The following is a 14,990-nucleotide window of genomic DNA, read 5'->3' on the forward strand; positions in this document are numbered from 1 at the left end:
GACTGTATTTTATATATAGCAATATTATAGTCGGTTAATAGCAAAGGGTCCTTTATGGATATAGCTAGGATAAGACCTTCCCCGGAAGCACGATATATAATAACGCGTCTTACGCACTTGTTCTTAATGTCTTAAAAGGTCCAGCCACACTTCATCAACAGCACAATTGTTTTGTCCATACAAAAATTACCTAAGCAGTATTTTTCAGGGAGGATCAGGTTCAGGTATGCGGAAAGCGTCAATAAAAAGCTGACATCATTCAGGCATGAAAATAAAATTCTACTGGAAATTCGGGAGGATGTGGAAAAATTATTGGGTTTGTGACTAACAGCCACATAACAAATGTATAAAAGAGTTTTAATAAAAGAAAATAATTTTATGAGGAGTGCGCCATTATAGCGTCTTCCACCCATTGCATCACCAGCTGAAGCTGGTCATCCAGGCTCAAGTGGCTGTTATCCAGGATAATAGCATCTTCTGCCTTGCGGAGCGGGCTTATTTCCCTGTTGGCATCTATATAATCTCTCAGCTCGAGGTTTTGTTTTACTTCTTCCAGGGTGATATTCTTATTCTTTTCATAAAGTTCCTTAAACCTGCGCTGCACGCGGATAGTAATATCGGCGGTCATAAAGATCTTCAGTTCTGCATGGGGAAATACCACCGTACCAATATCACGGCCATCCATCACAATACCTTTGCGGACGCCCATTTTTTTCTGCTGTGCTACCGCCAGGTCACGTACTTCCTTCACTGCAGCCACTTCACTTACTTTTTCGGCCACTATCATTTCCCGGATCAGGTGTTCCACATTTTCGCTGTTGAGGTACATTTCACTGACACCGGTAAGCGAATTAGGTACAAAATCCAGGTGTACATCTTTCAACGCAGTGGCTACTGCTTCATGTGATAGCCAGTCGATCCTGTTCTGAATAAAATAAAGCGTAATTGCACGATACATGGCGCCACTGTCAATGTATGTATAGTCCAGCTTTTTAGCCAGTTGCTTGGCCAAAGTGCTTTTGCCACATGAAGAGTAGCCATCTATCGTGATGATTATTTTTTTCAAAACTATCTGTTTAAAATGAATCGCCTGTTGGGAAGAACCCTACAAAATTGGGGGAAATCCCCGAGAAAATCAAAACAAAAGGCTGGAATTTCCGGCAGGGAAACTCCGGCCTTTTATTGTGTAACCACCACTTTGCAGGTATAGGCCACTTTCATAGTGTCTTTATGGTAGATGATAAGGAAGTAAACGCCCGATGGCAGGTCAGAAATACTTACGTCGGCATCTCTTCTTACTTCATACTGGCGCATTACCTGGCTCCAGGTATCGTGCAGTTGCATCAGCATATCCCCGCGGATGCCGCGGATAGTGACCCTGAAGTTACCATTATTCGGATTGGGGAATACCTTGATCTGTACAAACGGAGGCACGGCGCGTATTTTGGAATAGGTGACCTTTCCATTCCGGCCTATTGCCCTGACGCGGTAATAGGTCCAGTCCTCATAGTCATTCACATCCGGGAAAATATAGCTCAAAGGCACGCTGCTATTGCCATTAATGGCTTTTGTCGGCAGTACGCCGATTTTCACGAATTGTTCCTGCCGTTCATACCGGCGTTCTATTTCAAAGGTAGCATTATAGATTTCGCGGCTGGTGGTCCAGTTCAGCTGCACCAGCAGTGGGGCTGTTCTGAAAGCCTCAAAGCTGAGGAACATGGCCGGTTTGGCAGAGCCGATGAGGGCTGTTTTTGCAAAATATTCGCTGGCGCCCAACCTCTCGAAATGCCGCAGGTGCATAGTGGCCTGCTGTGTCATGGCGGTAGTGGCTAATATACCGGGCAATGGCCGGGTGGTAATAGCCGGTACGGCGTCCCACACACCGCTAACGAAGCGGGTAATAAAACTGCTGTCGCGGGAAGCAGCATATGCCGGTAACTCGCTTACATCCATATGCTGCAGGATCACATCCACTTCTCCCCCACTGTTTTCTACCCGGCGGATATTCCAGGATTTATTCACAAAGCTGTCTGCATAAGCAACGCCACCGGCAGCCACTGTGAATACGCTGTCGTATACACGGGCGCCTATCATATCCTTTGCACCGGTAATAAGCACGGCGGCGGGCGAATAATTATAATCGTCTGTTCCTATGGGGAACACTACTTTTCCATTTGCATTGGTAATGGCGGCACGATAGAGCAGCCCTCCGGCAATGCGTTTCCCTGTCACCACATAGCGGTAATCGTTATAGCCGGTAATGGAGCCGGGTGTTTTATCACCCACCTGGAGGTTCCAGCCATTGAGATAAATGCGGCCGCTGGCGAAATGCAGGTTGTTCCTGATCTTCAGGTCGCTGAAGTCCTCCAGCAACAGGCCGGCGGGATTATTCAGCTGCAGGTTGGGGAAGCTGGTTCCTGTTCCGCTGATGAAGCTGTAGGCGCCAAATACCCTTTGCTGACCAGTGCCCGAAAAAAGGAAGGTACCGCCCGTACCGGAGCTACCATCCGGGCTTTCGTCCGGAAGCGTAGACCCATTACCGTTAGTCCACATCCTGCTGAGAATATAAAAGGTAGCGTTAGCGTTGGAGCCGAGGATACCGTTGTTCGTCATATCTGCGAAGATGCCTACCTTGGTATTACCGGAAAGCCATACGGTGGCGCCGGCAGGGATGTAAACGCCTTGCTGGGCGAAAACTTTCATAAAACCACTCAATAACAGGATTAATATGACAGGGAATAATTTCATGGGGCTTAATTGATAATCCACCATTTGGTACCGTCTGATTGAAAGTGGTAGCTAACTCCAGCTGTTAAAGTCGTTGAAGTACCGGCTTCTATACTGTTTGAAGTCACATTTACCACGAGTCTTGATCCCGCGTTGATCCTTTTGATCACATAGATCCTTCCTTTATTACCCGCCGCGGCATTGGGTAAGGTGACTGTAACAGTGGTGGTGATTAAAGCAGGGACCGGTGTATTGATGATCACTGTATAATCGTCGTCAGCCACGGTAAATGAAGTCGATGAGGTAATGGTGCGGATGTTTGTTGAAACAGATCCTGCTACCTGTAAAGTAGAATTAGGCGTTCCGGTTTTTAAACCCAGGCGTTTTGTGCTGCTGTTCCAGTTAAAGTTAGCGGCATCCTGGTCCACCTCAGAGGTGGCATCAAAAGACATGTTACCATATATCACTCCTCCATTTTCAAATTGTTTGTTACCGGGTGTAGTCACTACCTTATACCAGGGATTGGAGGGGTTTCCAACAAGGGGGTCAGCGCCGCCCCATTCCCTGAGAGCCAGTGTATTTTTGTCAAAATAGAGTTGGGTGGTATAAAGATTTGTACCTGATGCATTCTGAAACGACAATACGCTCCATGCCGCAGCACCATTGGAGCCTGTTTCCGGGCCGTTTACAACTTTTGATCCTCCTCCTTTCCATATCTTCATCCGGTAATTAGGATCGGAAGAAATAGCGCCCATAATATCCGCATCCGGTAAAGTGCCGTAAGATGCGCCGCCGGTGATATCGTCTGCCGGTACAAAGGCAGCTGTAGCTGTATTCCACTTCAACACCTGCCCTTCTGTGGGAGCGGTGGCAGCAATTGCTTTCCCCTGCAGTTGGGCGGCATTCCATATTGCATCTGTATTCTTTGCCCCCAGCGCACCGGTTGTTATTTTAAGTGTGGTGGCGTCAATGGCTACATTGCTCACATTTCCCGTTCCATCGCGGCCAAGTATGTTTGTTGCAGTACCGGAACTGCCGGCGACTCTCAAAGTGCCGCCAATAATACCATTCCCCGATATATTAAAATTTGAGCCTGCTTGCGTGGCTGTGCTGTTCTGAATATAGCCGCTTAAAGCAGGAATATCTGCGGCTACCAGCGCGCGAAAAGCCGGAACACCGGCAGCAGCTCCCGAAGCCGGCCCTGCAAAAAACGTATTGGGAGTTTGCGTGTTCAGTATAGCCGTTAACGTTCCTGAAGAAGTTACCGATTGCGTTGTTACATTAAATACTGATGGCAGTGATAATCCCACTGAGGTAACGCCACCGGGCGCTTTCGCGATCCACTGCGTGCCATTAAAAGTAAGCACATCATTATTTACCGGAGCAGCACCAAACAATACGTCGTAGTTCGCTATTTTGTTTGCATTCCATAAGCTGCTGCTGTTCTTTACCCCAAGCTGCCCGCCTGTAACGGATAAATTATTATCAATGGTCAGGGAGCCAACATCCCCGCTGGCGTCCTTTCCCAGTATTTTTATGGGCGTACTAACGTCATTGGATACACGCAATGAGTAAGCTTGCAGTCCTTCTGTAAAAATTTTTAATCCTTTGAACGACTGGGAACTGTAGTTAACAAACCCGGAAGCAGCGGGAGAAGCATCCGGGATAGTAAGGGTATGGATACCGCCGGTGGTGGAAAAACCAAAGGCCCCGCCTGGCGTATACACTGCTTTAATTTCCTGAGTAGGGGAAAAACTGTTGTTAATAGATTGAATGGCAGTGCCCTCGGCTATTACTTTTGTCCAGTAGTTATTGGCGCGGATACGCAAAGTGTTATCGGATTCCAGGTAGATGATCATCCCGTTTACCGGGGAAACGATCTGATTGGTATCCGCGATACGGGAAAGGAGGAGCGCCTGCTTTTTACTTTCCAGTTCAAGTAAGGCGGATTGTTTTACCAGAGAAGGATTAGTTCCCAGCTTTAACTGTTGTGCCGCCAGCTGCTGATTACCTAAGCAAAACAGCATTACAGCACATACTTTCATAAGCCCTTGCAGCTTCATACATCAACATTTTAGGAATGTACCCAAAGGATGGAACGGCTATGGTTTTTCACATAGCCGTTCCTGTTATATCTCAGCTTATTTCTTGATCACGTACCAGTTTGCTCCGTTCGACTGGAGCGTGTAAAAGGTCCAGTCGTTGTAAATGGTGAGTTTGGCGCCGCCTTCGAGCGTACCGCCTGCAGCAGTGATCTGCACATCATTGTTGATCTGGGTATCGTCCGGGGCTGATGCGGCAGGTATTTTCTTAATGGTATAAATACGCCCTGTGCAGGTGGTAGCATCGGGCAGCACTATACTGCTGGGAGTGCCGGCGCTAACAAGAATGGTGTTATCTGTTGCTGCCACTGTGTAGCTTGCAGCAGTCACGGTAGTGATAGACATGGACACGGAACCGCTCACCTGTAAAGTGGAATTGCCGATGTTATTGGTATCACCGATATGTACATTTTTTTTGATAGACACTTCGTTGCCGAATTTCTTCGCGCCGGCAAAACTCTGTGCGGTATTGCTCATCAAACCACCGGTGGTAGCGGGTGAAGCCACGGGAACGCTTACGGTAACTTCATCAGCTACCTGCGCTACAGCGAGGTCAAGACCCACATGGTCCGATTTAAAGGTCAGGTCTTTAAATGCTGTGGCGGAAAGCTTTCTCTTTACAACATTACCCGAGGTTGCATCACGGAGCAATACTACATCCTGGGTGGTTCCATCTGCAATGTTGGTGAGCACTACGTTATTGTCGAGCTGTGTATTGCCTTTTACCTGCAAATCATTATCCAGCGTAGCCTTACCGGTAACGCCGAGAGTACCCGCCAGTTTAGTGGCGCCCGTTACATCCAGGGTGCCGGCCAGGGCGGAGTTACCTCCTACAGAAAGATTGCTGGTTGTTCCCGGTAACGACAGGTTACCTGTAATGGTAGAGTTACCCGTAATAGTGGCGCCATTTGCCAGTACGGTTAACCCGGTTCCGAACTGACCTTTCTTCAGGATGGTCAGGTCTTCATTACCTGTAACCGACTGCAGGAAGGTTTTTAAACCGTCGAACGACTGTGTACCGGTTGACACGGCACCTGGATGCGTGGCATCTGCGGCGTGCAGGACCAGTTTGGGCGCAACGGCGGGATTGGTATTGTCGATCGAAAGACCTTCCGCTACCGGTGTAGCGTCGAATGCACCGATGATCATTGCCAGCGTGGCTTTATCAAAACGTTTATAGTCGGCAAGACTGAGCAAACCCGCTGTCACCTCTCCTGCGCCGGTCAGGCCTTTCTGTGTGGCGATGGTGAGTACGTGCGTGTCTGTTCCGGTGGTAGAAAAAACATAATCGCTGGGGGTAGCTGCCGGCGCTGCAGTGGTCAGTTTCTGATCGGCAGCAGTTAACCCGTTGATCTTATTGATTGCTGTAGTGAAAGCGGTTTCTGAAATTGTACGTTTGCTGATCTTTCCAGTCGTAGGATCAATAAGTAATACATCAACACCCGTAGTTACCAGGTCGAGCTTTTTCAGGAAGGCATAACCGTTGTCTATCACGAAACCTTCCACGTTGTTTGCCCTGAGGGAAAGCGGTATGTTGGTGATAGTTCCGAGGAAGTCGCCAGCAGTACCAGGGTTTCCTCTAAGGCCCCAGGTATTGGCAACATCGCCGGAGTTAGCCATTTTTTGCCAGTAGCCATGGTTCCTGACATAAAAGCCTTCTTCCCCGGCTTTTTTCAGGTAGATGACCATACCGTCCGGTGGGGTTAAGCCCGTGATGCCAACGGTGTCTGTTAAACGTGGCAGTAGTAAACCTTGTTTGTCTGCATCCAGGTCGAGGATAGCGGATTTTTCTATCGTAGTAGGGTTTTTACCAACTTTCAGCTGTGCATTCGCCTGTGAGGCGATCATGCCTACACCGCCAGCCAGCATTACCCGCGCTACAATACGTAGAGATTTTCTCATAGATATAGGGATAAATAGTTAATGTCAAGTACACCTCCGGCATTAATATTTGCCGGTGTGACAGTCATAAGGATAGATAGATCCGATTAGAAGTATAAGGAATTCATCGGTCATATTTTATATTGATCTATATAATAATAAAATTATTAAATCGTTATAGTTTAATAAATAAATAATAACATAGATTATATTAAATACATTATACAAATGTGATATATTATGCTTTCTAAAAAATGGCATGATCATACCATTTTAGTTTGAATAATTAGTTCTGATGAATATTCTATCTCACCAATTCCGGGTATAAGGATACCGGTAAACGGGTTGAAGGTTGCATATAAGGGAAGTTGCAAAGGCTTCAAATGGATGCGTTTGTTTAAACTAATCCAGTACAGGTAGGATGGTTAACATGTTCATGTTATAAAAGGAACAACCGGAAAATGAAGCTGCCTGGTTTTCCGGGGCAAATAACTAAATAAAAAGGGCTGACCGGTATATTGGTCAGCCCTTCATTTATTTACTACGTACTTATTTACGCTTCTGATTTTTCTGATTTACTCTTGGAAGAGTTGTTTTTCAGGGTAAAGATCAGCTTTTGATTTTCCTTATCCAGGTCTGCCACCAGGATATCTCCATCATGAATGTTCATGTTGAGGATTTCCTCTGCCAGCGGGTCTTCCAGGTATTTCTGGATAGCCCTGTGGAGTGGTCTGGCGCCAAACTGCTGGTCGTAACCTTTATCTGCCAGGAAGCCTTTTGCTTCGTCTGTCAGTTCCAGGCTGAATCCGAGGTTATTCAGGCGTTTCAGTACACTTTTCATTGTAATGTCAATGATGGTGTAGATATGCTCTTTCGCCAGGGAGTTAAAGATGATCACGTCATCGATCCTGTTCAGGAATTCAGGAGAGAAGGTACGTTTCAGTGCTTTTTCGATCACTGATTTGGTATTCTCTTCTTCATTTACGGCTCTTGCGCTGGTGGTAAAACCTACGCCGGCGCCGAAATCCTTCAGCTGACGGGCTCCGATGTTGGAGGTCATGATGATGAGGGTATTTTTGAAATCCACTTTACGGCCGAGGCCATCAGTGAGGATACCATCATCAAGTACCTGCAGCAGGAGGTTATAAATATCCGGATGCGCTTTTTCTATTTCATCCAGGAGGATCACGGAGTAAGGTTTGCGGCGAACCTTTTCGGTCAGCTGACCACCTTCTTCGTATCCAACATATCCCGGAGGCGCACCAATGAGGCGGCTAACAGAGAATTTCTCCATGTATTCGCTCATATCGATGCGGATCAGCGCTTCGTCTGAGTCGAACATATAGCGGGCCAGTGATTTGGCAAGCTCTGTTTTACCCACACCGGTAGGACCGAGGAAAATGAAGGTACCAATTGGTTTCTTCGGATCTTTCAGACCCACACGGTTACGCTGAATGGCTTTGGTGACTTTGCTGATGGCTTCGTCCTGTCCAACCACGGCGCCTTTCAGGTCTTCACCCATACGGCGGAGTTTTTCAGTTTCAGCCTGTACCATCCTTTTAACAGGAATACCGGTCATCATGCTTACCACTTCCGCGATAGCTTCTTCATCGATCGGGTAGCGTTTATGCTTCACTTCTTCTTCCCACATTGCTTTAGCGCGTTCCAGGTCTTCACCCAGTTTCTTTTCAGTATCGCGTAAGGCAGCGGCTTCTTCGAAGCGTTGGCTTTTTACCACTTTGTTTTTTTCCTGCTTGATATCTTCGATCTGTTTTTCCAGGTCGAGGATATTCTGGGGAACATTGATGTTTTTCAGGTGCACCCTTGCTCCTACTTCATCCAGCACATCAATTGCCTTGTCGGGCAGGAGACGGTCGGTCATGTAGCGGTCGCTCAGTTTCACGCAGGCATCAATGGCTGCATCCGTATAGCTTACGTTATGGTATTCTTCATAACGGGGCTTGATGTTATTGAGGATCTGGATGGTTTCGTCCACTGTAGGCGGTTCTACCATCACTTTCTGGAAGCGGCGGTCGAGTGCGCCATCTTTCTCGATGTACATACGGTACTCATCGAGGGTGGAAGCGCCAATGCATTGGAGCTCTCCCCTTGCCAGGGCCGGTTTAAAGATGTTGGAAGCGTCCAGGGAACCTGAAGCGCCGCCAGCGCCGACGATGGTATGAATTTCATCGATAAACAGGATCACATCCCTGTTCTTCTCGAGTTCATTCATAATGGCCTTCATTCTTTCTTCAAACTGGCCACGGTATTTGGTACCTGCCACCAGGGCGGCGAGGTCGAGGCTTACCACGCGCTTGTCGAACAGCACGCGGGAAACTTTACGCTGCACGATACGCAGCGCCAAACCTTCCACGATGGCGGTTTTACCCACACCGGGTTCACCAATAAGAATCGGATTGTTCTTTTTACGGCGGGAAAGTATCTGGGATACCCTTTCAATTTCCTGCTCGCGGCCAACAATCGGGTCTAAGCTGCCACTTTCGGCCAGCTTGGTAATATCTCTACCAAAGTTATCCAGTACGGGCGTCTTGGATTTGGTATTTGTCTGTTTGGCTTTGGATGCGTAACTCTTTCTTTCGTCCTCAAACTCTTCTTCGCCCGGATCGTCAAATTCTGACTTAGGGTCCGCAGATTTTACAAAGCCCAGTTCGTTTTTAAAAGTATCGTAGTCCACGTCAAATTGTTGTAAGATTTGTGTACAAACGTTTTCCTTATTCTTGAGTATGGAAAGCATGAGGTGTTCCGTTTCCACCGTAGCACTTTTCAGTGCCTTGGCTTCCAGTACGGTAACCCGTATAACTTTCTCTGCCTGTCTGGTAAGCGGGAGACTATTGATGTTAGCGATATTCTTTCCTGTCTTATCTTTAACAGCCAGTTCTACTTCCTTGCGTAACTCATACAGATCTACGTTCAAAGCCTGCAGAATCTTTACGGCCGTGCCCTCGCCTTCTCGAATAATACCTAACAGCAGGTGTTCAGTACCTATGAAGTCATTTCCCAGGCGTAAAGCTTCCTCTCTGCTGAACGAAATGATCTCCTTAACTTGCGGTGAAAAATTCTGGTCCATTGTGAGATTATTAAATTATCAAAAACCCTTACGGGGGCTTGCTTATACAATAATAACGAATAATTCTGACTTACGATTATCACGCTTTTTAATGAAATGAAGTTATTTCTTTTTAAACTCAATCCTCTTACACTTTAATAGTATAAGATTTATTTTTGCGTTAATGCGGGTACGTTCGTTTAAAAATATCTACGAAGAAAAAGAGGTTTTTGTTTCGATCTCTTGCGGTTATATTTTATAGGCGGGTTCCCTCTGTTCAAATTTATTTTTACTAAAAGTATAAAACAACGTCCAACGCATGAAATTCAAAATTGATACCAAAGAAAAAATAGTCATTTTTTGTCCGGAGGAAGCCGTTCTGGATGCTAATTTGGCAGAACAGTTCACGGCTGCAGTGACCGCGCTGCCTGAGCTGGAAGGACGCAATCTCATACTGGATATGACATTGGTACAAAAAATGGATACAACAGGCGTTGAAGCCATTTTAACAGTTTATCAGCGTAGGTATGACAATAATTTATCCTGTGCCGTTACAGGTCTTAACAACACTTTAACAGCAACTCTGAAATCTGCCGGCGGCGATATGCTTAATCTTGCTCCTACAATGGCAGAGGCAATCGACCTTGTTATGATGGAAGAGCTGGAAAGGGAGTTGCTGGATGGATTGGAATAAAGATGGATTGCCCGGCTTTTTGGACTCCCACATTAGGGTGATGCAGGGAAAGCAGGCAATTGAACGATTAAAGCTATTTACATGTTCGCAGTCACAATATTAGGTAACAATTCTGCTATCCCCACCCTGGACAGGCACCCCACCGCCCAGGTAGTTACCTGCAATGAGCAGCTCCTGCTGGTAGATTGCGGAGAAGGAACACAGATACAGATCGCAAAGTACCGGATCAGGCGCAGTAAGCTGAGGTATATTTTCATCAGCCATCTGCATGGAGATCATTATTTCGGTCTTATAGGCCTGCTGAACACCCTCAGTCTTATGGGCCGTACCGACCCGATCAGCGTATATGCGCCACCGGAGCTGGAACAAATCATCCAGTTGCAGCTGGATTGTTCTGCTACCGTGTTAAAATTTGAACTCTCGTTTATACCATTGCAACCAGGTTTCAGCGGTATTATCCTGGAGGATAAGGAGCTCACAGTGCGGTGTTTTCCCACCCAGCACCGGATTTCCTGTTTTGGTTTTTCTTTTGAGATGCAGAAGCGTAAACGTAAGCTGATCCCTGAACAGGCAAGGGCTTATGAGATCCCGGCTGCTTATTTCAGCAAGTTACAGGATGGAGCCGATTACCAGCGGAAAGACGGTACCCTGGTGAAAAACGACTGGGTTACCCTCCCGCCGCCTCCAGGCAAGCGTTATGTGTACTGTGCTGATACCCTGTATGACGTAACCCTTTTACCACACCTGAGAGATGCGGACCTGGTATATCATGAAACCACTTACCTGCATAACCTGCAGGACCGCGCAGCAGAGCGCTTTCACAGCACTTCCGTTCAGGCCGCCTCCCTGGCGGCAGCAGCGGCGGCAAAAAAACTGCTGATCGGGCACTTTTCCTCTAAATACACCGACCTACAGCCTTTTTTGGATGAATCCAGGCCGGTTTTCCGGGATACGGAAATTGCGGAAGAGGGCGTAACCTATATTATTTAAAGCTATAAAATAAAAGCAGCAGCGATCCCGAAGGAGCCGCTGCTGCTTTCTTATTTAATATTGTGTTATTAATACTTCTTCAGATAGGTAGCTATCTTGCCATACAATCCGTCTGTAACGGGCAGCACAGGCAGGCGGAAACTATTTTCCACAATCCCTGCATGATGAAGGAATGCTTTGATACCAGCAGGATTGTTTTCGGAGAACATCAGTTCAAATCCTTCCAACATTTTGTTATTAAGGATACGCGCAGCCGGGTAATCATTTGCCAGGGCAGCATGCACCATGCTGGAAAAATCGGCGGCAAAATAGTTGGCTGCCACTGAAATCACCCCATCCATGCCGCAGGCCAACTGACCCAGGGCCAGGGCATCATCACCGCTGATAACGAGGAAATCCTTTGGTTTATCGCGGATAATCTGCATGCACTGCATCATATCGCCGGAAGCCTCCTTCATAGCCACGATGTTTTCCACTTCATGCGCCAGGCGCAGGGTGGTTTCTGCCGTCATATTCCGGCCGGTACGACCCGGAACATTATACAGGATCACCGGTTTGGGAGAAGCAGCAGCAATGGTTTTATAATGCTGGTAAATACCTTCCTGGGTAGGTTTGCTGTAATAAGGGGCTACGCTGAGTACTGCAGCCGCTTCATCCAGCGGGCATTTCTCCAGGCGCTTCACTACATCCCGTGTGTTATAATCGCCAACACCAATCACTACAGGCACCCGCTTCGACACCTTTTCGAAAGTGAATTTTATCAAATCCAGCTTTTCATCTGCAGAAAGAGTAGGCGTTTCGCCGGTTGTGCCTAAAGACACAACATAGTTCACGCCGCCATCGATCACGTAGTTGATCAACCTTTCCAAAGCATTCCAATCTATGCTTTCATCTGCTTTAAAGGGTGTTACCAATGCCACCCCGGTGCCTTTTAGTTGTTCCATATTGCGTTTACGGGAAAATAAAAATTTCGAACTTCGAAGGCCGAAATTCGAAATTTTTATTGTTATCTCTAAATATTTTTTATTTCTCTTCGTAGAAACCCATCCGGGAGAACTTATCGATACGTTGTTCTATGCGCGTATCCGGATCAATTTTCTTCAATTCCGCGAGTGTTTCCTTGATGCGTGCCTTCAACAGGCTGGCCATTTCATCAGGATTTACATGTGCTCCGCCCAGCGGTTCACGTACGATACCATCTACCAGGCCAAACTGGCTCATATAATCAGAAGTCAGTTTCAGCTCTTCAGCTGCTTTTTCCTTGAAATTCCAGCTGCGCCAGAGGATAGTAGAGCAGTTTTCGGGAGAGATAACAGTGTACCAGCTGTTTTCAAGCATAAATACACGGTCGCCGATACCGATGCCCAGCGCGCCACCGGAAGCGCCTTCACCGATGATAATGCAGATAACCGGAACGCGGAGCTTTACCATTTCAAAAAGGTTGCGGGCAATGGCTTCCGCCTGCCCTCTTTCTTCCGCTTCCAGACCGGGATAAGCACCGGGAGTATCAATGAGGGTAACAATGGGCTTATTAAATCTTTCAGCCAGTTTCATGAGGCGCAGCGCTTTGCGGTACCCTTCCGGGTTGGCCATACCAAAGTTTCTGAGCTGGCGCATTTTAGTGTTTACGCCTTTCTGCTGACCAATAAACATGACTGTTTCACCATCAAGGTCGGCGAAACCGCCTACCATGGCCTTGTCATCTTTTACATTCCGGTCGCCATGCAGTTCCGTAAAATTGGTGGACATTTTTTCGATGTACTCCAGTGTATAGGGCCTATCCGGATGACGGCTCAGCTGTACGCGCTGGAAGGGAGTAAGGTGATCGTAGATATTCTGCCGGGTATCAGCAATCTTTTGCTCATACTCGCTTACAGTAGCAGAAACGTCTACGCCTGATTTTGCACCATTTTCCTTCAGCTTTTCCAGCTGATCGTATAAGTCAGCGATAGGTTTCTCGAAATCCAGGAATTGCATAATTTGATTAATTGGTTAAAGATCGGGTGTAAAGATAATGCTGAAAATATTTTTTAAAAAAGATTTGCTTAATTGGGAACTTTGTTGCTATCTTTGCAATCCCAAAACGGAAGAACACAACGAATTGGGACACAAGTTCTTAGGATGGATCGGTAGTTCAGTTGGTTAGAATGCCGCCCTGTCACGGCGGAGGTCGCGGGTTCGAGTCCCGTCCGGTCCGCAGATTAAATGGGAATAGTTAAGTATGATTATGCTTAATTATTCCCATTTTCCATTTATATAACTCGGGGGTATGCTTTAGAATATGAATCACCAGAACTATTTATACCTGCATTATAATCACATCCTGAACTAAAATCTGCCCCAACAATTCCCGAATGTTTAGAATGCTCATATCATAGTACAACTGTAGGTATTTATATTTAAATCTTCCGGTTTTTCATCCTATATTTATATTCCTCTATACTAAGTAATTACTTAGTGCTATAAAGGATTTCGTAATGCCATCAGAAACACACCTGCAGAAGGTACTCTCTGGCGAAACTTTTTTCTCTTTCGTTGCGGTATATGATAATAAAATCATTGGCGGGCTTACCTGTTATATCCTGCCAGCTTATTATGTTACATCTTCCTACGTTTATATTTTTGATCTTGCGGTTTTTCCTGTTTTTCAGCGAAAGGGCATTGGCAGAATGCTCATAGAATCAGTGAAGGAATACTCAAAAAGCCTGGGCTATGAAGAAGTGTTTGTGCAAGCTGACGTGGAAGATCAGTATGCTGTTGATTTCTACAGGGCAACAGGAGGCTTCGAAGAGCAAACTATGTCGTTTTCCTATCCTTTGATAAATAAACAGTAACTGACTATGGGCTTTCAGTTAAGCTCCAAATGTTGCTGCTCTGTTATGTTGCCCCAAATAAGTCCTTTCTAAAAAAACTTTATCTTTCTCAAACCCAACTGACATACCGTTGTCACACTGCGGTTGTTACTTTGTATTACAATTAAAACCTGAAACATATGCAACAAGCTACTACCGCCGCTATCACTGAAACTGCCATCGTATCTTTAATGAAGAATTACGCCAATTACAACTTCTGGGCTAATAAAACCCTTGTAAACTGGCTCAGGACCAAACCGCAAAATCTCTTGGAACAGGAAATGCCTTCCAGCTTTTCCAGTATAAAAAAGACCATCTCCCACATCCTGGAATGCCAGCAATACTGGCTATCCATTATACAAAAGAGTGAAGCAACTTTTGAAGGCGTAGGAGGCTCGCTTGATGTAGTCCTGGACACCTTTGTTAAGCAATCTGAAGAATTTGCGGCTTTTGTGGATACTATGACCGCTGAGGAGGTAACCAACCCTACTTTAATAACAAGTCAATGGTTCCAATGCGATTTTGCCAATTTTGAATACGTCATGCAGGTGATGAACCACAGTACTTATCACAGGGGCCAGATTACCTCTATTGGCCGGCAACTTGGTTTTACTGATGCCCCTATGACGGATTACAATTTTTATAATATTCACGGTAAGGCGTGAATGATCAGATAT

General features: G+C 46.3%; 11 protein-coding genes and 1 tRNA gene. 5 read left to right on the top strand and 7 right to left on the bottom strand.

Annotation, left to right across the window (positions count from 1 at the left end):
* Positions 1–376: 376 nt before the first annotated feature.
* The 5 genes from cmk to FN124_RS03930 all read right to left on the bottom strand — a co-directional run bounded on the left by cmk (position 377) and on the right by FN124_RS03930 (position 9,798).
* On the bottom strand, positions 377–1,066 hold the full coding sequence (gene cmk, locus FN124_RS03910) for a (d)CMP kinase (protein WP_142683471.1): 690 nt from the start codon (positions 1,064–1,066) through the stop codon (positions 377–379).
* A gap of 113 nt (positions 1,067–1,179) precedes the next feature.
* A complete protein-coding gene (locus tag FN124_RS03915) occupies positions 1,180–2,703 on the bottom strand; it encodes a T9SS type A sorting domain-containing protein (RefSeq protein WP_185937078.1) in 1,524 nt (507 codons plus the stop codon).
* A 50-nt stretch (positions 2,704–2,753) separates the two neighbouring features.
* Entirely contained in the window at positions 2,754–4,790 is a 2,037-nt protein-coding gene (locus tag FN124_RS03920) for a phage tail-like protein (RefSeq protein WP_142683473.1), read from the bottom strand.
* Between the two features lie 78 nt (positions 4,791–4,868).
* Positions 4,869–6,731 (bottom strand): phage tail-like protein, encoded by a 1,863-nt coding sequence (locus tag FN124_RS03925; protein ID WP_142683474.1) that lies wholly within the window; start codon positions 6,729–6,731, stop codon positions 4,869–4,871.
* Positions 6,732–7,263: 532 nt separating this feature from the next.
* A complete protein-coding gene (locus tag FN124_RS03930) occupies positions 7,264–9,798 on the bottom strand; it encodes an ATP-dependent Clp protease ATP-binding subunit (RefSeq protein ID WP_142683475.1) in 2,535 nt (844 codons plus the stop codon).
* A gap of 298 nt (positions 9,799–10,096) precedes the next feature.
* On the opposite strand from FN124_RS03930, the gene FN124_RS03935 reads away from it, so the two are divergent.
* Positions 10,097–10,471: an STAS domain-containing protein gene (locus FN124_RS03935; protein ID WP_142683476.1), complete on the top strand. Its 375-nt coding sequence runs from the start codon at positions 10,097–10,099 to the stop codon at positions 10,469–10,471.
* A gap of 81 nt (positions 10,472–10,552) precedes the next feature.
* On the top strand, positions 10,553–11,461 hold the full coding sequence (locus tag FN124_RS03940) for a ribonuclease Z (protein WP_142683477.1): 909 nt from the start codon (positions 10,553–10,555) through the stop codon (positions 11,459–11,461).
* Between the two features lie 68 nt (positions 11,462–11,529).
* Here FN124_RS03940 and dapA read toward each other — a convergent pair whose 3' ends face one another.
* On the bottom strand, positions 11,530–12,405 hold the full coding sequence (gene dapA, locus FN124_RS03945) for a 4-hydroxy-tetrahydrodipicolinate synthase (protein WP_142683478.1): 876 nt from the start codon (positions 12,403–12,405) through the stop codon (positions 11,530–11,532).
* A 79-nt stretch (positions 12,406–12,484) separates the two neighbouring features.
* Complete coding sequence (locus FN124_RS03950) at positions 12,485–13,438, bottom strand: acetyl-CoA carboxylase carboxyltransferase subunit alpha (protein ID WP_185937079.1); 954 nt, start codon at positions 13,436–13,438, stop codon at positions 12,485–12,487.
* 146 nt (positions 13,439–13,584) lie between these two features.
* Between FN124_RS03950 and FN124_RS03955 the strand changes: the two genes are divergently transcribed.
* From FN124_RS03955 to FN124_RS03965, 3 genes are all read left to right on the top strand, one after another.
* Positions 13,585–13,658 (top strand) — tRNA-Asp (locus FN124_RS03955).
* Positions 13,659–13,938: 280 nt separating this feature from the next.
* A complete protein-coding gene (locus FN124_RS03960) occupies positions 13,939–14,295 on the top strand; it encodes a GNAT family N-acetyltransferase (RefSeq protein WP_142683480.1) in 357 nt (118 codons plus the stop codon).
* A gap of 158 nt (positions 14,296–14,453) precedes the next feature.
* Entirely contained in the window at positions 14,454–14,978 is a 525-nt protein-coding gene (locus tag FN124_RS03965) for a DinB family protein (RefSeq protein ID WP_142683481.1), read from the top strand.
* The last annotated feature ends 12 nt before the right edge of the window (positions 14,979–14,990 follow it).

The organism is Chitinophaga polysaccharea (assembly GCF_902150045.1).
Classification (GTDB): Bacteria; Bacteroidota; Bacteroidia; order Chitinophagales; family Chitinophagaceae; genus Chitinophaga; species Chitinophaga polysaccharea_A.

What these genes read in the sequence shown, in the direction of transcription:
- FN124_RS03915 (WP_185937078.1), bottom strand. Translation starts at nt 2,703, where the DNA reads ATGAAAGTTTTCGCCCAGCAAGGCGTTTACATCCCTGCCGGCGCCACC.
- FN124_RS03920 (WP_142683473.1), bottom strand. Translation starts at nt 4,790, where the DNA reads ATGAAGCTGCAAGGGCTTATGAAAGTATGTGCTGTAATGCTGTTTTGC.
- FN124_RS03925 (WP_142683474.1), bottom strand. Translation starts at nt 6,731, where the DNA reads ATGAGAAAATCTCTACGTATTGTAGCGCGGGTAATGCTGGCTGGCGGT.
- FN124_RS03930 (WP_142683475.1), bottom strand. Translation starts at nt 9,798, where the DNA reads ATGGACCAGAATTTTTCACCGCAAGTTAAGGAGATCATTTCGTTCAGC.
- FN124_RS03935 (WP_142683476.1), top strand. Translation starts at nt 10,097, where the DNA reads ATGAAATTCAAAATTGATACCAAAGAAAAAATAGTCATTTTTTGTCCG.
- FN124_RS03940 (WP_142683477.1), top strand. Translation starts at nt 10,553, where the DNA reads ATGTTCGCAGTCACAATATTAGGTAACAATTCTGCTATCCCCACCCTG.
- dapA (WP_142683478.1), bottom strand. Translation starts at nt 12,405, where the DNA reads ATGGAACAACTAAAAGGCACCGGGGTGGCATTGGTAACACCCTTTAAA.
- FN124_RS03950 (WP_185937079.1), bottom strand. Translation starts at nt 13,438, where the DNA reads ATGCAATTCCTGGATTTCGAGAAACCTATCGCTGACTTATACGATCAG.
- FN124_RS03960 (WP_142683480.1), top strand. Translation starts at nt 13,939, where the DNA reads ATGCCATCAGAAACACACCTGCAGAAGGTACTCTCTGGCGAAACTTTT.
- FN124_RS03965 (WP_142683481.1), top strand. Translation starts at nt 14,454, where the DNA reads ATGCAACAAGCTACTACCGCCGCTATCACTGAAACTGCCATCGTATCT.